17 protein-coding genes and 1 tRNA gene are annotated in these 19,566 nt (G+C 66.0%); 9 read left to right on the top strand and 9 right to left on the bottom strand.

The features are described from left to right. Positions 1 to 238 precede the first annotated feature (238 nt). From AC1DW9_RS33355 to AC1DW9_RS33345, 3 genes are read left to right on the top strand one after another with little or no spacing between them, the layout of a single operon-like run. Positions 239 to 1,225, top strand: a complete 987-nt coding sequence (locus tag AC1DW9_RS33355; protein WP_476855320.1) for a thiamine pyrophosphate-dependent dehydrogenase E1 component subunit alpha — start codon at positions 239 to 241, stop codon at positions 1,223 to 1,225. Then, positions 1,225 to 2,199: an alpha-ketoacid dehydrogenase subunit beta gene (locus tag AC1DW9_RS33350; protein WP_476855319.1), complete on the top strand. Its 975-nt coding sequence runs from the start codon at positions 1,225 to 1,227 to the stop codon at positions 2,197 to 2,199. The genes AC1DW9_RS33355 and AC1DW9_RS33350 overlap by 1 nt, the downstream gene beginning before the upstream one ends. A 13-nt stretch (positions 2,200 to 2,212) precedes the next feature. After that, a complete protein-coding gene (locus tag AC1DW9_RS33345; RefSeq protein ID WP_441507418.1) occupies positions 2,213 to 3,487 on the top strand; it encodes an acetoin dehydrogenase dihydrolipoyllysine-residue acetyltransferase subunit in 1,275 nt (424 codons plus the stop codon). Between the two features lie 488 nt (positions 3,488 to 3,975). On the opposite strand, the gene AC1DW9_RS33340 is transcribed toward AC1DW9_RS33345, so the two are convergent. Further along, positions 3,976 to 4,050, bottom strand: a tRNA-Gly gene (locus AC1DW9_RS33340). A 194-nt stretch (positions 4,051 to 4,244) separates the two neighbouring features. Between AC1DW9_RS33340 and AC1DW9_RS33335 the strand changes: the two genes are divergently transcribed. From AC1DW9_RS33335 to AC1DW9_RS33320, 4 genes are all read left to right on the top strand, one after another. Beyond that, positions 4,245 to 4,769 (top strand): prolyl-tRNA synthetase associated domain-containing protein, encoded by a 525-nt coding sequence (locus tag AC1DW9_RS33335; RefSeq protein WP_476776564.1) that lies wholly within the window; start codon positions 4,245 to 4,247, stop codon positions 4,767 to 4,769. A 115-nt stretch (positions 4,770 to 4,884) separates the two neighbouring features. Then, positions 4,885 to 5,784, top strand: a complete 900-nt coding sequence (gene trxA, locus AC1DW9_RS33330; protein WP_069878703.1) for a thioredoxin — start codon at positions 4,885 to 4,887, stop codon at positions 5,782 to 5,784. A 30-nt stretch (positions 5,785 to 5,814) separates the two neighbouring features. Continuing rightward, the gene (locus AC1DW9_RS33325) at positions 5,815 to 6,486 is read left to right on the top strand and encodes an LON peptidase substrate-binding domain-containing protein (RefSeq protein WP_441507419.1); all 672 of its coding nucleotides are present in this window, start codon (positions 5,815 to 5,817) and stop codon (positions 6,484 to 6,486) included. After that, on the top strand, positions 6,483 to 7,889 hold the full coding sequence (locus AC1DW9_RS33320) for an MFS transporter (protein ID WP_441507420.1): 1,407 nt from the start codon (positions 6,483 to 6,485) through the stop codon (positions 7,887 to 7,889). The genes AC1DW9_RS33325 and AC1DW9_RS33320 overlap by 4 nt, the downstream gene beginning before the upstream one ends. Before the next feature lie 56 nt (positions 7,890 to 7,945). Here the strand turns inward: AC1DW9_RS33320 and AC1DW9_RS33315 are convergent, their stop codons facing one another. After that, positions 7,946 to 10,339 (bottom strand): transketolase-like TK C-terminal-containing protein, encoded by a 2,394-nt coding sequence (locus tag AC1DW9_RS33315; RefSeq protein ID WP_441507421.1) that lies wholly within the window; start codon positions 10,337 to 10,339, stop codon positions 7,946 to 7,948. Positions 10,340 to 10,463: 124 nt separating this feature from the next. On the opposite strand from AC1DW9_RS33315, the gene AC1DW9_RS33310 reads away from it, so the two are divergent. Beyond that, the gene (locus AC1DW9_RS33310; protein ID WP_043242082.1) at positions 10,464 to 10,946 is read left to right on the top strand and encodes an Lrp/AsnC family transcriptional regulator; all 483 of its coding nucleotides are present in this window, start codon (positions 10,464 to 10,466) and stop codon (positions 10,944 to 10,946) included. A gap of 85 nt (positions 10,947 to 11,031) precedes the next feature. Here the strand turns inward: AC1DW9_RS33310 and AC1DW9_RS33305 are convergent, their stop codons facing one another. From AC1DW9_RS33305 to AC1DW9_RS33275, 7 genes are all read right to left on the bottom strand, one after another. Next, on the bottom strand, positions 11,032 to 11,799 hold the full coding sequence (locus AC1DW9_RS33305) for an ABC transporter ATP-binding protein (protein WP_441492743.1): 768 nt from the start codon (positions 11,797 to 11,799) through the stop codon (positions 11,032 to 11,034). Then, the gene (locus AC1DW9_RS33300; RefSeq protein ID WP_441507422.1) at positions 11,796 to 12,809 is read right to left on the bottom strand and encodes a FecCD family ABC transporter permease; all 1,014 of its coding nucleotides are present in this window, start codon (positions 12,807 to 12,809) and stop codon (positions 11,796 to 11,798) included. The genes AC1DW9_RS33305 and AC1DW9_RS33300 overlap by 4 nt, the downstream gene beginning before the upstream one ends. Before the next feature lie 4 nt (positions 12,810 to 12,813). Beyond that, positions 12,814 to 13,848: an iron ABC transporter substrate-binding protein gene (locus AC1DW9_RS33295; RefSeq protein WP_476855318.1), complete on the bottom strand. Its 1,035-nt coding sequence runs from the start codon at positions 13,846 to 13,848 to the stop codon at positions 12,814 to 12,816. Further along, positions 13,835 to 14,320, bottom strand: coding sequence for an SAM-dependent methyltransferase (locus AC1DW9_RS33290; RefSeq protein ID WP_441507424.1), 486 nt, complete (start codon positions 14,318 to 14,320; stop codon positions 13,835 to 13,837). The genes AC1DW9_RS33295 and AC1DW9_RS33290 overlap by 14 nt, the downstream gene beginning before the upstream one ends. 11 nt (positions 14,321 to 14,331) lie before the next feature. Continuing rightward, entirely contained in the window at positions 14,332 to 15,150 is an 819-nt protein-coding gene (locus tag AC1DW9_RS33285) for a molybdate ABC transporter substrate-binding protein (RefSeq protein WP_441507425.1), read from the bottom strand. A 310-nt stretch (positions 15,151 to 15,460) separates the two neighbouring features. After that, a complete protein-coding gene (locus AC1DW9_RS33280; RefSeq protein ID WP_441492738.1) occupies positions 15,461 to 16,249 on the bottom strand; it encodes a hypothetical protein in 789 nt (262 codons plus the stop codon). Positions 16,250 to 16,313: 64 nt separating this feature from the next. Next, complete coding sequence (locus AC1DW9_RS33275) at positions 16,314 to 17,447, bottom strand: DSD1 family PLP-dependent enzyme (protein WP_441492737.1); 1,134 nt, start codon at positions 17,445 to 17,447, stop codon at positions 16,314 to 16,316. Between the two features lie 143 nt (positions 17,448 to 17,590). On the opposite strand from AC1DW9_RS33275, the gene AC1DW9_RS33270 reads away from it, so the two are divergent. Beyond that, positions 17,591 to 19,411 carry an ABC transporter ATP-binding protein gene (locus AC1DW9_RS33270; protein WP_441507426.1) on the top strand — a complete coding sequence of 607 codons (1,821 nt, stop codon included), beginning with the start codon at positions 17,591 to 17,593 and terminating at the stop codon, positions 19,409 to 19,411. Positions 19,412 to 19,566 lie beyond the last annotated feature (155 nt).

Genomic DNA, 19,566 nt, shown 5'->3' with positions numbered 1-19,566 from the left:
CAACTCATGTGGGACAGAGAAACGTCCAAGCCGATCGGGCACGAGGCCCTCTCGAGATCGAACGTTCGCCGCCGTGCAAATAGTGCATTCCATTGTGCGTACACTTATAGCGCTCTGTCGGGAAATGCGCTAGAGCCGATCTCCGAAAACGCTTGGCTTTCTCCACGCATGCGCCGGTCACGCGCGGCGAACGTCTCGCATCAGGACGCTCGACTCGACCGCGCGGAGAACACCGACGATGAGGAATTCGCCCACGATTGACGAACAGATCGAGATGTTGCGCCGCATGATTGCGGTGCGGCATCTTGAGGAACGGCTGGGTGAGCTTCACAAGGCCGGCAAGACCCGCGGCCCGATCCATCGCTGCGACGGACAGGAAGCGGTTGGCATTGGCGCGACTGCGATGCTCGATGCCTCCGATTTGCTGACCAGCACCCATCGCGGCCACGCCCATTACGTCGGCAAGGGCGTCGGACTTCATCCGATCGTGGCCGAGATTCTCGGCCGTTCAACCGGGACATGCGCTGGCCGCGCCGGTCATATGCTGATTGCCGATGTCGCGAACGGCCTTCTCGGGGGCAATGCTATCGTCGGCGGCGGAATCCCGGCAGCCACGGGCTTTGCGGTTTCGCTCCAGATGCGCAATCGCGCCGATGGCGGCGCTCGCGTCGCCATGTGCCTCTTCGGAGACGGCGCCGCACAGACCGGCATCTGCCATGAATCCATGAATATCGCAGCCTTGTGGAAGCTGCCGGTCGTCTTCGTGCTCGAGCACAACCAGTACGGTCTGACCGCGCATCACTCGACCCAGTCCTCGGTTCCGGATCTGGTGGTTCGCGCTGCCGGCTATGGCATGCCTGGCGACAGTGTCGACGGCAACGACATCACGGCCGTCTATCGGGCGGTGGCCGCAGCGGTCGACCGGGCGCGGCGCGGCGAAGGCCCCTCGCTTGTCGAAGCCAAGACCTATCGGATGGTCGGGTTCTCGACCAGCGATGTCGGCGGCTATCAGAGCGCAGAAGACCGTGYAGCGTGGCGCGAGCGCGACCCGATCGTCCTCGCCCGCCGCTCGCTGGCCGCAAGCGTATCGCCGGCACACCTGGATGCTGTCGGCGCCGAAGCACGTGCTGCCGTCGATGCCGCCGTCGACCAAGCGCTGGCTGATCCGTTGCCGGGCTTCGTCGACCATGCCCCGAGCGCCCCCTACTACGCTGGAGCCGTGTGATGGCAATGATGCGTTATGCCGAAGCCCTGCGTGCCGCCCTGCGCGAGGAAATGCAGCGCGATCCCAATGTCTGGCTCTTCGGCGAGGACATCGCGGTCTATGGCGGCGTCTTCAAGGTGACGAAGGACCTGCTCGCGGAATTTGGCCCCGAGCGTGTTCGCGACACACCGATCTCCGAGCAGACGCTGACCGCCATGGCCGTCACTGCCGCGATGGCCGGCACGAGACCCGTGCTCGAAATCATGTATGCGGATTTCTTGCCCCTGAGCATCGACGCGCTCATGAACCAGGCATCGATCTACAACTATATCTGGAACGGTCAGGTCACCATGCCGTTCGTGCTCCGCACCCAGGGCGGCGGCGGGGCTGGTGCCGGGGCACAGCATTCCAAGAGCCTGGACGCGCTCGTCGCCCATATTCCCGGCCTGAAAGTGGTCGCACCGGCGACTGCCGCCGACGCCAAGGGCMTCCTGAAGGCTGCGATCCGCGACGATCACCCGGTGATCTTCCTTGAGCATAAGCTCCTCTACAACAGCCGCGACGAGGTGCCGGACGGCGATCATCTGGTCGAGATCGGCAAGGCCCGCATCGCGCGGGAAGGCAGCAACGTCTCGATCATCGCCTCCTCGCGCATGGTAGTCGAATCGCTGAAGGCGGCCGAACTCCTCGCCGGCGAAGGAATTTCCGCCGAGGTGATCGACCTGCGCAGCCTGCGCCCGCTCGACCGCGACACCATCCGGGCCTCGATCRCCAAAACCCATCACGCCGTAGTGGTCAATGAAGGCTGGCGCTTCTGCGGCTATGGCGCGGAGCTGAGCGCCACCATCATGGAAACGGCATTCGACGAGCTCGACGCTCCCGTCGAACGCGTTGCGACCCACGATATTCCGATCCCCTACAGCGAGCCGCTCGAAAACGCCGTGCTGCCGGATGCGGCCAAGATCGCGGCAGCAGCGCGGCGGGCAGTGGCATGAGCGGAGGCCAGTCATGACGAGCGAGATCAGGCTCACCGGCGGCGCCGGCGAATACATGGAAAGCGCAACCGTGGTGTCCTGGGCGGTTGCCGTGGGCGACAGGGTGAAGCAAGGCGATGTCGTCGTCGTCGTCGAGACTGCGAAAGCAGCGACTGAAATCGAGGCGGAGCGCGACGGCATGCTCGTCGCAATCGTCGCTGCGGCAGGGGCCGAGGTCGGCGTCGGCAGCGTGCTGGGCCATATCGGCAATGACGGGGATGCGATCGGCGAAGCCGACATGCCCGAGCCAACCGTTGCGATTGCCACCCCGGAGCCTACCCGGTCCGCATCAATCAGCCTGTCCAGGGATCGAACCCCGATTTCCCCACTGGCTCGCCGCCTTGCCAGGCAGGCGGGGCTGGACACGACGGCGATGGTTGGCACGGGTCCGGGAGGTCGAATCAAGAGCCGCGATATCGAGCGGATCTTGGCCGAGCAACGGCCCGAGCCAGTACAAGTCGGTTCCGCGCCTCGGCAGGGGAGCCCTGTTGCCCGGCACAAGGGCGGGCTCCCTCCGATAGTCTTCATTCATGGCTTTGGGGCCAATTCGGGCGCCTGGAACAACGTCCGCGCATATCTCGACCCCACCATCGCGTCATTCGCTCCCGATCTGCCCGGCCACGGCCGCACTGCGGCGGCGGGCAGCCCGAGCCTGAACGCGTTGGTGGATGCAACGCTCGCCTATCTCGAGGACACCGGGCTGACGGAATGCCACATCGTCGGGCATTCCCTGGGTGGCGCTGTCGCAGCCGCCATCGCCGCGAATTCGGCGATTCGTGCACGATCCTTGACCCTGATTGCGCCAGCCGGCCTCGGTCCGGACATCGATGGTGAATTTCTGGAGGGTTTCTTAAGGGCCCGCTCGGCAGCCAGCCTGCTGCCTTGGCTGGAACAACTGGTCGCCGATCCCGCCTTGCTTCCCCAAGGCTATGCCGAAGCGGTTTTGCGGGAAAGGTTGCGGCGCGGCGTGGACGCGCCGCAACGGGAACTCGCAGCCCGCCTGTTTCCAGACGCGACCCAGACGATTCAGATCGGGAATGCAATCGCGTCGCTTCACATCCCGACCCGCGTGATATGGGGCAAAGCCGACCGCATCATTCCGGTCTCCCATAGCAGAGGTCTTCCGGGCTTCGTCGCTCTTCACGTGCTCGCCGACATCGGACACATGCCGCATGTCGAAGCCCCCGAGCTCATCTCGCGTCTCATCGTGCAAACGGCCAGGAGTGCGAATCTGCAGGCGGGGCAATAAGCCTGCCGGGCGCCCGACGGCCGGAAGCGAACCATCGCCGGCCGCGTTTCGCGGTCGACCAGGCTGATCGGGACGACGGCACAACCAGCGCGGAACGTAAGGAACCGATCCGTCCGCGGCGCGAGGACCACCGGCTGCGTCGGGCGGCGATATCCTGTCGAAGGCGGTGGCCTGGTTTGCGCACGAGAGCACGGCATGCCGGAACCGGCTCTCCGGCTCCCAAGGGCCCATCGGCGCGCGTTTCCGATCAGGATAATGATCAGCGTCGTCAGGAATTCCGCGCGGGACGCTGGCCTCGACACCGGCACCGAGTGCGAGGGGCCCAGCGTGAACGCCCAAACCGCGAATCGTCTGCGCAAGCGGGTGAGCTCCGGCACCACGGACGTCTGAGCGCCTGTGGCCCCCCTTCAAGCGATCGCCTCGACCTCAAAACGCAAAAAGCGCCGGGAAACCCGGCGCCTGCGACAGTCTTGGTTGGGAAGAATGTCTGGAGCGGGCGAAGGGATTCGAACCCTCGACCCCAACCTTGGCAAGGTTGTGCTCTACCCCTGAGCTACACCCGCATCCGGACATTGGCGCGCCAAGCGGCGCGTGGCGGGCTTATTGCCCAAAGCGCTGCGAAGCGCAAGCGCCTTGTTGCAAAGTTTTTCGCCGATGCCCTGATTGGCGCCCCGCCGGCGCCGGAACGGCGCCCTTGCGGTGATGCCGTCCGGCGGGCTAGGCAACGCCAAGAACTCTTTGTTTCCGACGAGTTACGATGACCTCGCCACTGACACCCGACGAGCTCTGCTCCCATCTGGCCACGCAGGGTATTCCTTTCCACAGGCTCGATCATGAGGCGGTCTTCACCGTCGCCGAATCGAAGTCTCTGCGCGGCACGATCGATGGGCACCACACCAAGAACTTGTTTCTCAAGGACAAGAAGGGCCGGCTTTTCCTGGTCTCGGCCCTGGAGAGCACACGAATCGATCTGAAGCGGCTGCATCAGACGCTGGGAGCCAGCGGTCGGCTTTCCTTCGGCTCGGCCGAACTGTTGGAGGAGAAGCTCGGCGTGACGCCCGGTTCGGTCACCGCCTTTGCCGTGATCAATGATCGCGCCCGTGATGTGACGATGGTGCTCGACGCCAATCTGATGAGCGGCGAGGCGATGAATTTCCATCCGTTGATCAACACCGCGACGCTGCGCATCGCACGCGACGACATGCTGGGCTTCCTGCGCAGCACCGGACATGAGCCGCTGATCGTCGATTTGCCAGCACCGGTCGATGGACAGAACGACTGAACCTCCCCATCTATGTGGCGCGCGGCCTATGGTCATGCGCCCGTTTTCGTATGCCCGACCGTGATCGGCCCAGCGTGGCCGCGGTCGATCTTGTTGACGAGATGAAGGAAGACCCATGCTGCTCAACAGCGATGCGGCCGAGCAACCCGGCCTGATCAAGGATACGACGACACAGGGCTTCCGGCAGGATGTCGTCGCCGAATCGATGAACCAGCCGGTTCTGGTCGATTTCTGGGCCCCGTGGTGCGGCCCCTGCAAACAGCTGACCCCGGTCATCGAGAAGGTGATCAAGGCTGCCGGTGGCAAGGTCAAGCTCGTCAAGATGAACATCGACGAGCACCCGCAGATCCCGGGCCAGCTCGGCATCCAGTCGATCCCGGCCGTCATCGCCTTCCAGCGCGGCCAGCCGATCGACGGTTTCATGGGCGCCCAGCCGGAAAGCCAGATCAAGGCTTTCATCGAGAAGCTCGTTGGACCGATGGGCCCGGGCGCGACCGAAGAGCTGGTCGCCGCCGCGCAGGAGGCGCTCGAGGCCGGCGATGCGGCCGGCGCGGGCGAACTCTATGCCAATGTGCTGGCGCTCGAGCCCGACAATGTCCCAGCGCTCGCCGGACTGGCGCGCCTGCATCTCGACATGGGTGATCTCGACGGCGCCAAGGGCATCCTGGCCACCGCTCCCGAAGCCAAGGCGTCCGATCCGGCGCTGGCTGCCGTGCGTGCCGCGATCGAACTCGCCGAGCAGGCCGCTTCGCTCGGCGATACGGCCGAACTCGAAGCGAAGGTTGCGGCCAACCCCGGGGATCATCAGGCCCGCTTCGATCTGGCGCTGGCGCTGAATGCCCATGACAAGCGCGAAGAAGCCGTCGACCAGCTGGTTGCCATCATCAAGGCTGACCGGACCTGGAACGACGACGGCGCGCGCAAGCAGCTGCTGCAGTTCTTCGAGGCCTGGGGTCACATGGACGACGCCAGCGTTGCAGGTCGGCGCAAGCTTTCGACGCTGCTGTTTTCATAAGGTGCCGCGATGGAAGGGAGCGACACGCCCATGGGCATGAATGCCGTCTATAACGGAGCCCAGGACTGCCCGCTGGTGATCCCGGTCTTCCCGCTGGCCGGTGCGCTCCTCCTGCCGCGCGGGCAGATGCCCCTCAACATCTTCGAGCCGCGCTATATCGCCATGATCGACGATGCGCTGCGGGACCACCGCACCATCGGCATGATCCAGCCCGAGCCGGAAAGCGGCCGCCAGGCCGACACGCCCGGCCTGTTGCAGGTAGGCTGCCTCGGCCGGATCACGCAGTTCGCCGAGACTGGCGATGATCGCTATATCCTGACGCTCACCGGCATCGCGCGCTTCCGCATTGTCGAGGAGCTCTCGGTGACGACGGCCTATCGCCAGTGCCGTGTCAGCTATGACGACTTCGCCATCGATTTCACCGCGCGTGCGGGGGAGGACGAGGTCGACCGCAACAGCCTGCTCAAGGCGCTTCGGTCCTTCGCCAAGGCCAATGACCTCAAGATCGATTGGAAGGGCATCAACGAAGCACCCAACGAGGCGCTGGTCAACGCGCTCTCGATGATGTGCCCCTTCGGTCCGCGCGAGAAACAGGCGCTGCTCGAGGCCTCCAGCCTGAAGAACCGCGCCGACGTCCTGGTCGCGATCACCGAGATCGAGCTGGCGCGCGGTGGCGGCGACCCAGAGACGACCCTGCAGTGAACCTTTCCCACGCGCCTGCGGCGGCACTCGCGCCCGTCACGTATCCGCCACGCCGGGCCGTCACGGCCTGGCTGTTCTTCGACTGGGCGGCACAGCCATTCTTCACGCTGGTCACCACCTTCGTCTTCGCGCCCTTTTTCGCCTCCGCCCTTGCGGCGGACGCGGCAGAGGGACAGGCGCTCTGGGGCTATGCCACGGGTTTCGCGGGTCTCTGCATCGCCCTGCTCTCTCCCCTGCTCGGCGGCATCGCTGACCGCACGGGCCCGCGCAAGCCCTGGATAGCGGCCTTCGGCGCGCTGCTCGTCATCGGCTCGGCCCTGCTCTGGTTTGCAAGGCCCGGCTCGCCCGCCGCGGTTCCGATCGCGCTCGCGGGCTTCATCATCGCCACGATCGGTGCCGAATTCGCCACCATCTTCAACAATGCGATGATGACGCGGCTCGTGCCGCCGGAACGGCTCGGATGGCTCTCCGGCACGGGCTGGGCCATCGGCTATCTCGGCGGTCTGATCTCGCTTGCAATCACGCTGGCGCTGCTCGCCGCAGATCCGCTCACCGGCAAGACGCTGGCAGGCCTCGTGCCGATTCTCGGCCTCGACGCAGCAGCGCGCGAGGGTGACCGCGCCTCGGGGCCGCTCACTGCGCTCTGGTTCGTCATCTTCGTCACACCGATGTTCCTGCTGACACCGGACTCACCGGGAACCGGCATGCGCCTCAGGGAAGCGGCGCAGGGCGGTCTCTCGCGGCTGAAGGCGACCATCGCCGAACTGCCGCGCCTGCCTGCACTTGGGCGCTTTCTGCTCGCCAACATGATCTATCAGGACGGGCTTGTGGCGCTCTTCGCCTTCGGAGGCATCTACGCGGCCGGCGTCTTCGGCTGGCAGACCATCGAACTCGGCATCTTCGGGATCATGCTCACCATCACCGGCACGCTCGGCGCCTGGTTCGGCGGCAAGCTCGATGACCGCATCGGCGGCAAGCCCGTGGTCTTGGGCGCCATCGCCTGCCTGCTCTTCGCCTGCCTCGGCATCCTCTCGCTCGGGCCCGACCGCATCTTCTTCGTGCTGCCGGCTACGCCTCCGGCACCAGGCGACGGGCTGTTCGCCTCGGTGCCCGAGCGGATCTATCTCGCTCTTGGTCTGCTGATCGGCCTGGTCGCCGGTCCGCTCCAGGCCTCTTCGCGCAGCCTGATGGCCCGTCTCGCACCGGCGGGCCGGCATGGCGAGTTCTTCGGCCTCTTCGCGCTGTCGGGCAAGGTGACCTCGTTCATGGGCCCGACCTTCGTGGCGCTGGCGACCACCGTCTTTGCCAGTCAGCAGGCGGGGCTGGCGGTGCTGATCGCGTTCTTCCTTGTGGGCGGCGCGCTGCTCGCAGGCGTCAATGTGAAACAAGGGCTGGCGAAGTAGAGCGCGGGGGCCTTTCGCCACCGCGCCTTGCCTTGCAAGGACTGATACCCCCCCGCCTACGGCAGCGCCTTCAGATAGCGCACCGGCCGGCCTGGCGCCGCGGCCTGCGCCGCATGCACGATCGCGTTCGCGTCGATGCCGAAATGCCGATAAAGGTCGGCGACGGTGCCGGTCTGGCCGAAATGCTCGACGCCAAGGGCCTTCTGCTTGTGGCCGTGCACGCTGCCGAGCCAGGCCAGTGTCGCAGGATGTCCGTCGAGCACCGACACGATACCGCAATCGCGTGAAAGTTCGCCGAGCAACCGCTCGATATGACTGGTCGCGCCATGATTGCCGCGCTGTCGCGCCCGCTCGGCCGCCTGCCAGCCGGCATTGAGCCGATCTGCCGAGGTGATGGCGAGCAGGCCGACATCGCGCCGGTCTTCGCCGAGCAGCCCCACAGCCTCGATCGCCTCAGGCGCAACCGCGCCGGTATAGGCGATGACGACGGAGGCGTTCGGGCCGGGCTTCCTGAGCCAATAGGCACCATCGATGATGTCGCGCTCGAGATCGGCCGTCATTGCCCGTTTCGGCTGCTCGACCTGCCGCGTCGAGAGCCTGAGATAGACGGAGCCGCCGGTCTCATCGCGCAGCCAGGTACGCTCGTCGGGATCGCCCTCGCCATCCTTCTGCAGGTATTCGAAGGACCAGCGCATCATCACGGCGAGTTCGTCGACGAAGGCCGGCTCGAAGGCGCAGAGCCCGTCCTGGCTCATGCCGATCAGAGGTGTCGCGATCGACTGATGTGCGCCACCCTCCGGCGCCAGCGTCACACCAGACGGCGTCGCGACCACCATGAAGCGCGCATCCTGGTAGCAGGCATAGTTCAGCGCATCGAGCCCGCGCGAGATGAAGGGGTCGTAGAGCGTGCCGATCGGGATCAGCCGCTCGCCGAAGATCGAATGCGAGAGGCCAAGCGCCGAAAGATTGATGAAGAGGTTCATCTCGGCGATGCCGAGCTCGATATGCTGGCCCTTCGGCGAGAATTCCCATTTCTGCATCGAGGGAATGCGCTCGTCCTTGAAGGTATCGGCCATCGAGGCCCGGGCGAACAGGCCGCGCCGGTTCACCCATGGCCCGAGATTGGTCGAGACGGTGACGTCCGGCGCGGTGGTGACGATGCGGTCGGCCAGGGGGCCGCCGAGCTTCGCCAGCTCGTCCAGCACCTTGCCGAAGCCCATTTGCGTCGACATCGTCGCCTGGATGCCGGCCTCGAGTTTCGCGGGCACAGGCAGCGACGGTGCCGAGAAGCGACGGCGCCCCTCGGAGAAGAAGGGCACCTTGTCGAGATAGCTGCGGAGCGCGGCTTCGGGCAGCGACAGCCCTTCAAACAGGTCCCACTCATGGCCGGGGCGGATCGTGTTGGCTTTCTTGAAGCCGTCCATCTGCTCCTTGGTCATCAGCCCGGCGTGATTGTCCTTGTGCCCAGCAAGCGGCAGGCCAAAGCCCTTCACGGTATAGGCGAGGAAACAGACCGGCCGGTCGTGATCGATGCCCTCGAAAGCTTCGAGCAGCGAGGGCAGATCGTGGCCACCGAGATTGCACATCAGCTTCGACAGCTCGGCGTCGGAGCGGCTCTCGATCAGCGTCGTCACAGGCCCTTGATCGCCGAGATCATCCATAAGGCGCTTGCGCCAGGCAGCGCCGCCCTGGAAGGTCAGGGCCGAGTAGAGCTGGTTCGGGCAGGAATCGATCCAGGCCTTCAGCCGCTCGCCACCCTTCTCCTTGAAGGCGGCCTGCTGCAGCGAGCCATATTTCAGCGTCACGACATCCCAGCCGAAATTGCGGAACATCGTCTCGAAGCGGTCGTAGAGCCCCTCGCGGATCACCGCGTCCAGGGACTGGCGGTTATAGTCGATCACCCACCAGGTGTTGCGGACGCCGTGCTTCCAGCCCTCCATCAGGGCTTCGAAAATATTGCCCTCGTCGAGCTCGGCATCGCCGATCAGCGACACCATGCGCCCATCCGGCCGGCTTGCGCCCCAGCCATGGGCCTTCACATAATCCTGGGTCAGCGAGGAGAAGAGCGTCTGCGCGACGCCGAGGCCGACCGAGCCGGTCGAGAAATCGACATCGTCGATATCCTTGGTGCGCGAGGGATAGCTCTGGGCGCCCTTGTATCCGCGAAAATTCTCCAGCTTCTCGCGGGTCTGCAGGCCCATCAGATAGTTGATGGCATGGAAGACCGGCGAGGCATGCGGCTTCACCGCGACCCGGTCCTGCGGCTTCAGGGCCGCCATGTAGAGCGCCGTCATGATCGTCGCCAGCGACGCGGACGAAGCCTGATGCCCGCCCACCTTCATCCCATCGCCGTTATCGCGAAGGTGGTTGGCGTTATGGATCGTCCAGGAGGCGAGCCAGAGAATCTTCTTCTCGAGTTCGGCGAGAATCGGCAGACGGGGATCGGTCATTTGGCTTCTCTCGATACGGCAAAGCCATCATGCACGCTTCCGGCAGCGATTTTTGCCAAAGATCGCCGACGATGCTTTCCATCTTAGCGCTTTCCGCTAATCCTGCGAACGAAAGCGAGACAAGATGCCAGACTATAAACTCGACGATATCGACCGGCGTATCGTCCAGGCTCTCCAGGCCGATGGACGCATGAGCAATCAGGACCTGGCCGAAAAAGTCGGGCTTTCGCCCTCACCCTGCGCAAGGCGGGTTCGCCTGCTGGAGGAGGCGGGCATCATCGAGGGTTATGTCGCGGTCGTGAACCAGGACAAGCTCGGCCTCCCGGTCTCGGTCTTCGCCTCGATCAAGCTGGAGCGCCAGCGCGAGGAGGAACTCGACCGCTTCGCTGCGGCGGTGACACGCTGGCCGGAAGTGGCCGACTGCTACCTGATGACCGGCCCGCGCGACTATCTGCTCCGCATCATCGTCAGCGACCTCGCCGCCTACGAACGGTTCCTGAAGGACAAGCTGACCCGGCTCGACAATGTCGCCTCGATCGAATCGAGCTTCGCGCTCGGGCAGGTCAAGCGCTCCTTCTCGGTGCCGGTTGAGCTGGGGCGGGGATAGCCAGGCCAGCGACCGGCCACGCCGACGCTCGATCATATCCTTCTGGATGCCTTCTGGCGGCCCCCGAGGCCACGCTCGGACAGCTCTATTCGCCCGGCAGGAACGCGACGCGGCCCGCGTCGTCCCGCACCGTCTCGATCCCGACGCCGTAGAGCTCCATCAGGCGCACCGGCGTCAGCAAGTCCTGCGCGATCCCGCTCGCCAGCATCCGCCCCTCGCGAATCATCATGACGCGGTCGGCATGCCGCAGCGCCTGATTGGGGTCGTGCGTGGTGAAGAGCACGCCCAGTCCTTCGGCCGCGAGGCGCCTGATCTGCGCCATCACCTTGCCCTGGTTGCCGAAATCGAGGCTTGCGGTCGGCTCGTCGAGGATGACGTAGCGTGGTTCCTGCGCCAGCGCGCGGGCGACCAGCACGAGCTGGCGCTCGCCGCCCGAGATCTGCGTGTAAGGGCGCTCGGCCAACCCCGCGATACCGAGGCGCTCCAGCATCGCCATCGCCACCTCGCGATCATGCCGCGAGGGGGCGGCGAACAGCGCGCCATGAGCGGTACGCCCCATCAGGACGACAGCGAAGACCGAGAAGGCGAAGGTTCCGGCATGTGCTTGCGGCACGTATCCCAGCGCTCGCGCCCGCTCTGAGACCGTCAGGCCAGCAAGCGGCTGCTCGTCAAGGGTGAGCCCGCCGGCATGTGGCGGCAGAAGGCCGAGCAGGGTTTTCAGCAGGGTCGTCTTGCCGCTGCCATTCGGCCCGAGCAGGGCAAGCACCTCACCCGCCCGCAGGGCCAGCGTGATCGCCCGGCCGATCTGGCGCTCTGGATAGCCATAGGCGAGATCGACGGCACTGAGGCTCACGACCAGCCTCCACGCGCCGACGCAAGCAGCCAGATGAAGAAGGGCGTGCCGATCACCGCGGTGAGGATGCCGAGCGGCGTCTCGACCGGGCCGATCGTTCGCGCCAGCGTGTCGATGATCAAGAGGTAGCCGCCGCCGAGGATCGCGGCGGTCGGCACGAGCTTGCCGAAGTCGGGCCCGACGAGAAACCGCGCGAGATGCGGCACGACGAGGCCGACCCAGCCGATGATCCCCGCCGCCGCAACGCTCGCCGCCGTGACCAGCGTCGCGGCCGCGACGATGGCAAGGCGCAACGGGCCGGTGTTCAATCCGAGCGCCCGCGCCTCCTCCTCCGGCAGCGACATCACGTTCATGCGCCAGCGCAGGGCGATCAGAACCACCGAGCCGAGGGCGACCGGGCCGAGCAGCGGCAGGAGATCGGGCTTGGCGGTCCCGGCAAGGCTGCCCAGCAGCCAGAAGGTCATGGCCGGGAGCTGATTATAAGGATCGGCCCAGTATTTCACGAGGCCGATTCCGGCGCCAAGCAGCGAGCCGATGACCACGCCGGTCAGGACGAGCGCCAGCACCGGGTCGCCGCGCCGGATGGTCGAGCCGACGACATAGACGGCGCCGACCGCGATCAATCCGCCGATGAAGGCTCCGAGCTGGATGCCGACGATGCCGAGCGAGAAATAGATGCCGACCACCGCGCCGAGCGCCGCGCCAGACGAAGCGCCGAGGATATCGGGCGAGACCAGCGGGTTGCGGAACAGCCCCTGGAAGGCCGTGCCGGCGATCGCGAGCGCCGCCCCGCAGAGCATGGCCGCAATCACGCGCGGGCCGCGGATATTCCAGATCACCGTTTCCAGCTGCGGCGGCAGGCCCGACGGCTGACCGCTCACCCCCGCCCAGAGGATGCGCAGCAGATCACCGGGCCCGACCGGGAAGCGTCCCAGCGCGAAGGCAAGCACGACGCCGAGCGCGAGCAAACCGAAGGCGAACAGGGTTCCGCGCGCGAAGGATGGCGACAAGGGGCTAGCCTCGCCCAGCCAGGACACGGTCGAGTTGCGCGTCGGTCGGCGTCACCTGATAGAATAGCGTGTGGAATTCGCGGGCGAGCGGGCGGATATCCTCGGGGAACTGGGCGGGATAGAGCAGCTTCGCCAGCCACCACAGCCCGATCATCCGGTTGACCGAAGGCGGGAAATCGACCCAGCCGAAAGGCAGCTTAGGGGAGAGATGCACGCGGCGATCGCGCACCGCCCGGACATTCGCCCAGGCAGGATCGCTGGCGACGCCATCGGCGAAGGCCGGATCGATGGTGACGATCACCTCCGGATCCCAGGACAGGATCTGTTCGAGCGAGACATTCGCAAGCCCGCTGCCCGGGGTCTCTGCCGCGACATTGCGCGCGCCGAGGAAGGAGAGCGTCTCGACATTGATCGAGCCGCCGAGCCCCGTCTCGAGCCCGCGTGGGCCGCGCGCGTAATAGACCGAGGGACGCTTCTCCCCGGGAATCGTGGCGATACGCCCCTTGATCGTCGCCATTGCGGTCTCGCACCAGCGCGCCAGCGTCTCGGCGCGTTCGCCGCGCCCGGCCAATTGGCCGAGGATGCGATAGCTCGCCGGAATCTGCTCGAAGCGACCATCCAGCAGCGCATAGGGAATGCCGGTCTGTTCCTGCACCCGCATTGCCAGCTCGACATAGGTTCTGCCCGTCGAACCGGCATCGACGATCAGGTCCGGCTTGAGGCCGAGCACCGCTTCGAGATTGGCGCTGTTGCCGCGCCCGGTGATGCGACCGACTTCCGGCCTGTCGCCAATTCCAGGCAGCAGGAATTCGCGCTCCTCCGCGCGATTGGCGCGCGGCCAGCCGAGCAGCAGATCGGGCGCAAGCGTATAGAGCGTGATCGCAGCAGGTGGCCCCGCCGGAAAGGCGCGTTCGACCCGGACCGGAATGGCGATTTCACGCCCGGYGCCATCGCGCACGGTTGCAGCACGCGCAATGCGCGGCGCGGCGAGCGTCGCGGCAAGGCCGCCCAGAACGGTTCGACGGTCAGGTCCGCGCATGATCATGCTCCGTGCCGGCGCCCGCTTGCGGGCAGCGGTTCGGTTTGATGTCGAGAAGCGGAGTGCCGTCGACGCAGTCGAGCCCGCGCACCCGCAGCGCGCCCTCCTCCACCCCAATGAGCCTGACCCGCGACAGGGCGATCGGATTGGGCCGGACCGGCGAGCGCAGTGCAAAAGTGCCGAGGATCTGGCCGCTGGATTTCGGGCTCTGGGTCAGCAGATCCCTTCGGGCCAGGTTCATCCAGTACAGCAGGTCGAGATATGCGCAGGCTTCGACGCCGGCCAGCGCCGGCCACCAGGTCGCATCGACCTCGACATGGCAGATGGGCCCTGATTCCGGGTCTCCACGACGCGGGCATTGATCGCGTGAGGCGAAGGGCGTGCGCAGGCGGCCGATGAAGACGAGATGCGCATCCTGCCGATCGGGCAAGGCAGCGATGGTCTCGCCCCGCCGCGTCGCCTGCCAATCCATTGCCAACTCCGTCACTTCGACCCGCTATGTGGGAGCGCCGGCGCGGCAAAGCCGTGTTTCGCCAGAATCTCCTGCCCCGCCCGCGACAGGATGAACATGGCAAGCCGGTAGCCGTTTGGCGAGGCCTTGCTCATCACGGTCAACCCGTAATCGGCCCCCACCGCGAGCGCAGCCGGCAGCCGGACCAGCGTCACGCCGGGCTGCTCCCGGGCGAGTGGCTGGGTATTGGTGCAATAGGCCAGGAAGATGTCGGCCTCGCCACTGGCAAGCTTGTAGCCATAGGCATTGACGTCGTCAGGGGCGGCAACGCTGCTCGGACCGCCCGTCAGCTGCAGTGCCTTGGCCTCGAGCGCCGCCCTTGCGCCCGGCTTCAAGGCCTCGGCCCGCGCGAAGACCTCGAAAGCGTAATCGCCCGAAGGATCCGCTTTCGGCGTCGAGGTGCCGAGCCTGATGGATGGATCGAGCATGCGTTCCAGCAACGTCTCGGCGGTGACCATCAGGCCCGGCCGAACGAAGGCGCAGAGCTCGTTGCGCGCGAAGAGCACGACCGGCCCGGCCAGGCCCGCGTCCGCCAGTGCAGCCGGGTGGCCCATGTTGGCGGAAGCGAACACCTCCGCGGCTTCGTCCTTGGCCAACCGCTCGCGCAGCAATCCCGAAGGGCCATAGGCAGGTTTGACCTGAACCCCGGTCGCGGTCTCGAATGCCTGCGCCATCTCGGTCAAGGCTGCTCGCAAGCTCCCGGCGGCGTGCAGCAGGGCCGGCTGCTGCGGCTCACCGGTAGAAACCGTGTCCTGCGCCATCAGACGCTCGGCGACGACGAGAGTGCGCATAGGCTGATGCATCGGCCTGCATCGCTTTGCATGAGAAGGGCTGCGGCCGGTCGCCCCTGCCATGCGGCGATCGCCTTCTGCCCTTCGGGGCTGATGAACCGATTCACGCCAACCTATCCGTCATTGATCGGGTCTCATGCGGGACTTGGCCAAGCCCCGCGCTCTGACAGGGTACTCGTTGACCTGTGGCTTGTCGCCATTAGCGACGCTGCATGCTCCGTCACGGTGCGGGTGCGGCCGGTCCTATCGCCATCGATGGTCGGCACTGCGCCGCCCTCGGTGCTCGCCCGGCCCAGGCTGACACGAACGGTCAGAGTTCGTGCGTCCGGAAATTCCTCCAGGCGCAGACGCGATGAACATATTCGCGGTCGCTTTCAGCCTCGCCAAAGGGCGCGACGAGCCAGTCCCAGCGTTCATCCGGCGGCGGTAGCGGGACACGGCGCGCCAGATCCAGCCGGTCCGTCACTGTGCCATCGCGGTCGTGCTCGAGCATCTCGACATCGCTGATCAGGCAGACACGTCCCGCGAAGCGCGCAAGGTCCTGGAGATGCCAGGCGATGCAACGCGCCGGCAGATCATCCGGAAGGGCGGTTGCGCGGTCCCCGTTCTCCTCGAGCCAGTCCTCGATCGGCCAGGCGAGCTGCGACATCAGGTTAGCCGAGATTACCAGATCGACCTCCTTGTCCGCACTGAGATCGGCCAGCGGGTCGCTACGCCCCTGGCTCTCCCCCGCAAGCCAGTTCATGACGCCAGTCAGATCACGCGTCACCAGCTCGACATTGCGGCGCAGCGCCATGCGCAGCCTGACCTGGGGCAAATGGACCACGTCGATCAACACGACGCGCTGAAAGCGTGCGCAGAGCAGGTCGAGAGGCACATCGCGGACCAATCCCGAGCCGAGCACGATGGCCGTGCGGTGGCGTCCGAGCTCGCGGACGATCTGCGCGACGACCGCCTGACAGCGCTGGTGGTGCGGTGTCCAGCCTTTGCGCTGGCGTCGCCCGCGCGCCCAGAGCGCAGTGCTCTCCCGCAACAGGCCAAGCTGCCGCGTCATCCGTCCGACCGGGGTCGCAAGGGTCAGCAGGAACTCAGCCAGCATCGGGGCCTGCGTCCGAAACATGGGAAGCGAATTTCGGACGCAGCCATACGCAGTCCCTGTGTCCTCAGGTCAGCGCGCCACGCCCCGCAACTGGCCAAAGCGTCTCGACATGCGCATCGGGACCGTGCAGCCCGCGCACGCCGACATACCAGTCGTGCAGGTTCACCGTCGGGTCGCAATGGCCCGGAATGAGCAGGATGCGGTCGCCGCGATGCGGCAGCGCGATCGGATCACCGGTGAGCACGCCATGCTCGTCAGAGGGTTTGGTGTAGATGACGCCGTCGCGCTGGAACGGCATCGGCATGCCGGAATCGACCGCCGCCGCCTTGTGCCCGGCATCGACGATGGCACGGTCCGGCACGGGCTTGCTCATCACCCCGGCGAGGACGAAGAGCGCGTGTTCGAAGGCCCTGAAGGGGGTGCCGTCCGCCTGCCGATTGCGCGCGTAATCTGCATCCATGAAGATGTAGGAGCCGGCCTGAATCTCGTTCCAGATGCCGGACTGGCTTTCGAGCTCATAGGTACCGGTGCCGGCGCCGCTGACATATTCGCAGGTGAGGCCTGCCTGCCCGAGGCGCTCCACCGCGTTGCGGGCGAGCAGCCCGGCGCGCTCGATCGCCTCGCGCCGCTCGTCGATCGAGCGCATGTGCTGGGCAGCACCGTGATAGGCTTGGATGCCCGTGAAGCGCAGCGAGTTGCTGCGCGCGACCGCCTCGGCGATGCGGACGGCTTCGCCGACTGCGACGCCACAGCGGCGCCCGCCAATATCGAGCTCGACCATAACGTCGAGCATCACGTCGTGCCGCGCAGCCGCCTCCGCCGCCTCGCGCACGCCCTCGGGATGATCGACGCAAAGGCCGATCCGTGCGTTGCGCGCCAGCTTGGCGAGCCGATCGAGCTTGGCTGGACCGACGATCTCGTTGGTGACCAGAACATCGCCGACTCCGCCCGCGACGAGAATCTCGGCTTCGGAGACCTTCTGGCAGCACTGGCCGACGGCGCCATGCGCGATCTGAAGCAGGGCGATATCCGGGCTCTTATGGGTCTTGGCATGAGGACGAAGACGTACGCCATGGGCCTGCGTATAGGCGGCCATGGCGACGAGATTCCGCTCGAAGGCGTCGAGATCGAGAACGAGCGCTGGCGTGTCGATCTCGGCGAAGCTCTGGCCGATCTGGGCCGGCGGGGGCGCGGGCATGAGTATACGCTATCTCCGGAATCAGTTGCAGCACTGTGGCTATGGGACGCCAGCTTCGTGTCTGGAACAAGACCGGAGCGCGAGGAACGCCCCCGCCGCCAAGCCAGTGGCATATCGCGGTCGACCATGTTAGGCCCCGCGCCATGAAGATCGGCCGCGTTACCGACGACACCTTTGCGCTCTTCGCCCGCGTCTGGCGCGAGCGAGTCAACGCCTACCTGCCCCAGATGGCGATGATCCTGGCACTAGTGGTGGTGATCGCCGCGACAACCAGCTTCTACCCGCTTCTGATCAAGGCAGCCTTCGACGCCTTCGCCGACCCCCTATCGGCGGAAGCGACGGGCTTCGTGCGCCGGATGGAGCGTCTCGTTTCGAAGTCGATCGGGATCGAGATCGGCGTGGTCAACGCCGTTGCGGTCGTCGTCGTCATCGTCACTGCGATCAAGGGCTTCTCGCTGCTTACGCAAACGGTGATGACCAACAGCGTGGTCAGCCGAATCGAAGCGGATATGCAGTCCGCGCTCTACGCGCATCTGATCGACGCCGACCTTGCTCAGCTCCAGCGCGAGAACCCCGCGTCGCTGACCCAGCGCTTCACCACCGACTTCACCTATGTGAAGGAGGCACTGACCCGGATCATCAACATCGCCGTGCGCGATGTGATGACCTCCATCGCACTGGTCGGGGCCCTGCTCTGGATCGATTGGCAGATGACCCTTGTCGTTCTGCTGATCGCGCCGATCGTCGCGCGCCCGATCGGCCGGATCGGCAAGAAGTTGCGCCGCATGGCGATGTCGCAGCAGGAGCAGACAGGCATCATGGCAAGCCTCGTCACCGAGAGCCTGCAGGGTGCCCGCGTCGCCAAGACGGACTCGCTCGAGCCCTATCTCAAGGCGCGCGCCGCGCATGCCTTCGAGACGATCCGCTCGCTCAAGATGAAGGCTGCCAATGCCCGCGGCCGGCTCGATCCTCTGCTCGAGGTCGCCGGCGGCATGGCGGTCGCCGGCGTCCTTGCCGCCATCGGGGTCAGGATCACGGCGGGCACCAGCACGATCGGCGATTTCACCGGTTATGTCTCGGCGCTGCTGCTCGCGGCGCAGCCGATGCGTTCGCTCGGCAACCTCAACGCCATCCTGCAGGAGGCCGGGGCCTCGCTGAAACGCTACTATGCCCTGATCGACGAGAAGCCGTTGGTCACCGAGCGCCCTGGAGCGCAGCCCCTCAAGGTCGGTGCCGGCGAGATCGCCTTCCGGCACGTTCGCTTTCGCTATCGCGATGATGCCCGCGCCCTGGAAGGCATCGATCTCGTCGCACAGGGTGGCAGGATGACAGCTCTGGTCGGTCGCTCCGGCTCCGGCAAGTCGACGCTGCTCACCCTGGCGCCGCGCCTTTACGACCCGAACGAGGGCCGCATCGAGATCGACGGACAGGATCTGCGCGACGTCACTCTCGCCAGCCTGCGCGGCCAGATCGGTGTCGTCAGCCAGGATGTCATGCTCTTCGACGATACCGTGCGGGCCAACATCGCCTTTGGCCGGCCGGGAGCGACCGAGGCCGAGATCATGGCCGCCGCCAGGGACGCAGCGGCGCATGATTTCATCATGGCCATGCCCGATGGCTACGATACGCAGGTCGGCGAGCGCGGTTCGAAGCTGTCCGGCGGTGAACGCCAGCGTGTCGCCATCGCGCGGGCCATCCTGAAGGATGCGCCAATCCTGCTGCTCGACGAGGCGACGAGCGCACTCGACACCGAGTCAGAGCGGCTCGTCCAGCAGGCGCTCGCCCGGCTGATGAAGAACCGCACGACACTGGTGATCGCCCATCGCCTCTCGACCGTGCGCGAGGCCGATCTCATCGTCGTGCTGGAAGAGGGCCGGATCGTCGAGACCGGTAGCCATGATGCTCTGATCGAGCATGACGGCACCTATGCCCGGCTGCACCGGCTGCAATTCACCGAGAACTGAAACGCGCCGATCTCAGGGCTCGCGGGCAAGCGCGTCCACTGCGGACTGAAAGCCCTTGAACGAGAAGGGCAGCACGACGGCGCGGTTAGCACCATCCTGATAGCGAAGCTGGCCAGCCTCGCCAAAGCCGCGCCAACGCTTCAGCAGGTCGTCGC

The sequence above is a fragment of the Allobosea sp. P4_E12 genome (assembly GCF_056401655.1).
This window is presented reverse-complemented; position numbering and strand designations above follow the sequence as displayed.

Coding starts and splice junctions, on each gene's coding strand:
- AC1DW9_RS33345 (WP_441507418.1), top strand. CDS start 2,213: ATGACGAGCGAGATCAGGCTCACCGGCGGCGCCGGCGAATACATGGAA.
- AC1DW9_RS33335 (WP_476776564.1), top strand. CDS start 4,245: ATGACCTCGCCACTGACACCCGACGAGCTCTGCTCCCATCTGGCCACG.
- trxA (WP_069878703.1), top strand. CDS start 4,885: ATGCTGCTCAACAGCGATGCGGCCGAGCAACCCGGCCTGATCAAGGAT.
- AC1DW9_RS33325 (WP_441507419.1), top strand. CDS start 5,815: ATGGGCATGAATGCCGTCTATAACGGAGCCCAGGACTGCCCGCTGGTG.
- AC1DW9_RS33315 (WP_441507421.1), bottom strand. CDS start 10,339: ATGACCGATCCCCGTCTGCCGATTCTCGCCGAACTCGAGAAGAAGATT.
- AC1DW9_RS33310 (WP_043242082.1), top strand. CDS start 10,464: ATGCCAGACTATAAACTCGACGATATCGACCGGCGTATCGTCCAGGCT.
- AC1DW9_RS33290 (WP_441507424.1), bottom strand. CDS start 14,320: ATGGATTGGCAGGCGACGCGGCGGGGCGAGACCATCGCTGCCTTGCCC.
- AC1DW9_RS33285 (WP_441507425.1), bottom strand. CDS start 15,150: ATGCGCACTCTCGTCGTCGCCGAGCGTCTGATGGCGCAGGACACGGTT.
- AC1DW9_RS33280 (WP_441492738.1), bottom strand. CDS start 16,249: ATGCTGGCTGAGTTCCTGCTGACCCTTGCGACCCCGGTCGGACGGATG.
- AC1DW9_RS33275 (WP_441492737.1), bottom strand. CDS start 17,447: ATGCCCGCGCCCCCGCCGGCCCAGATCGGCCAGAGCTTCGCCGAGATC.
- AC1DW9_RS33270 (WP_441507426.1), top strand. CDS start 17,591: ATGAAGATCGGCCGCGTTACCGACGACACCTTTGCGCTCTTCGCCCGC.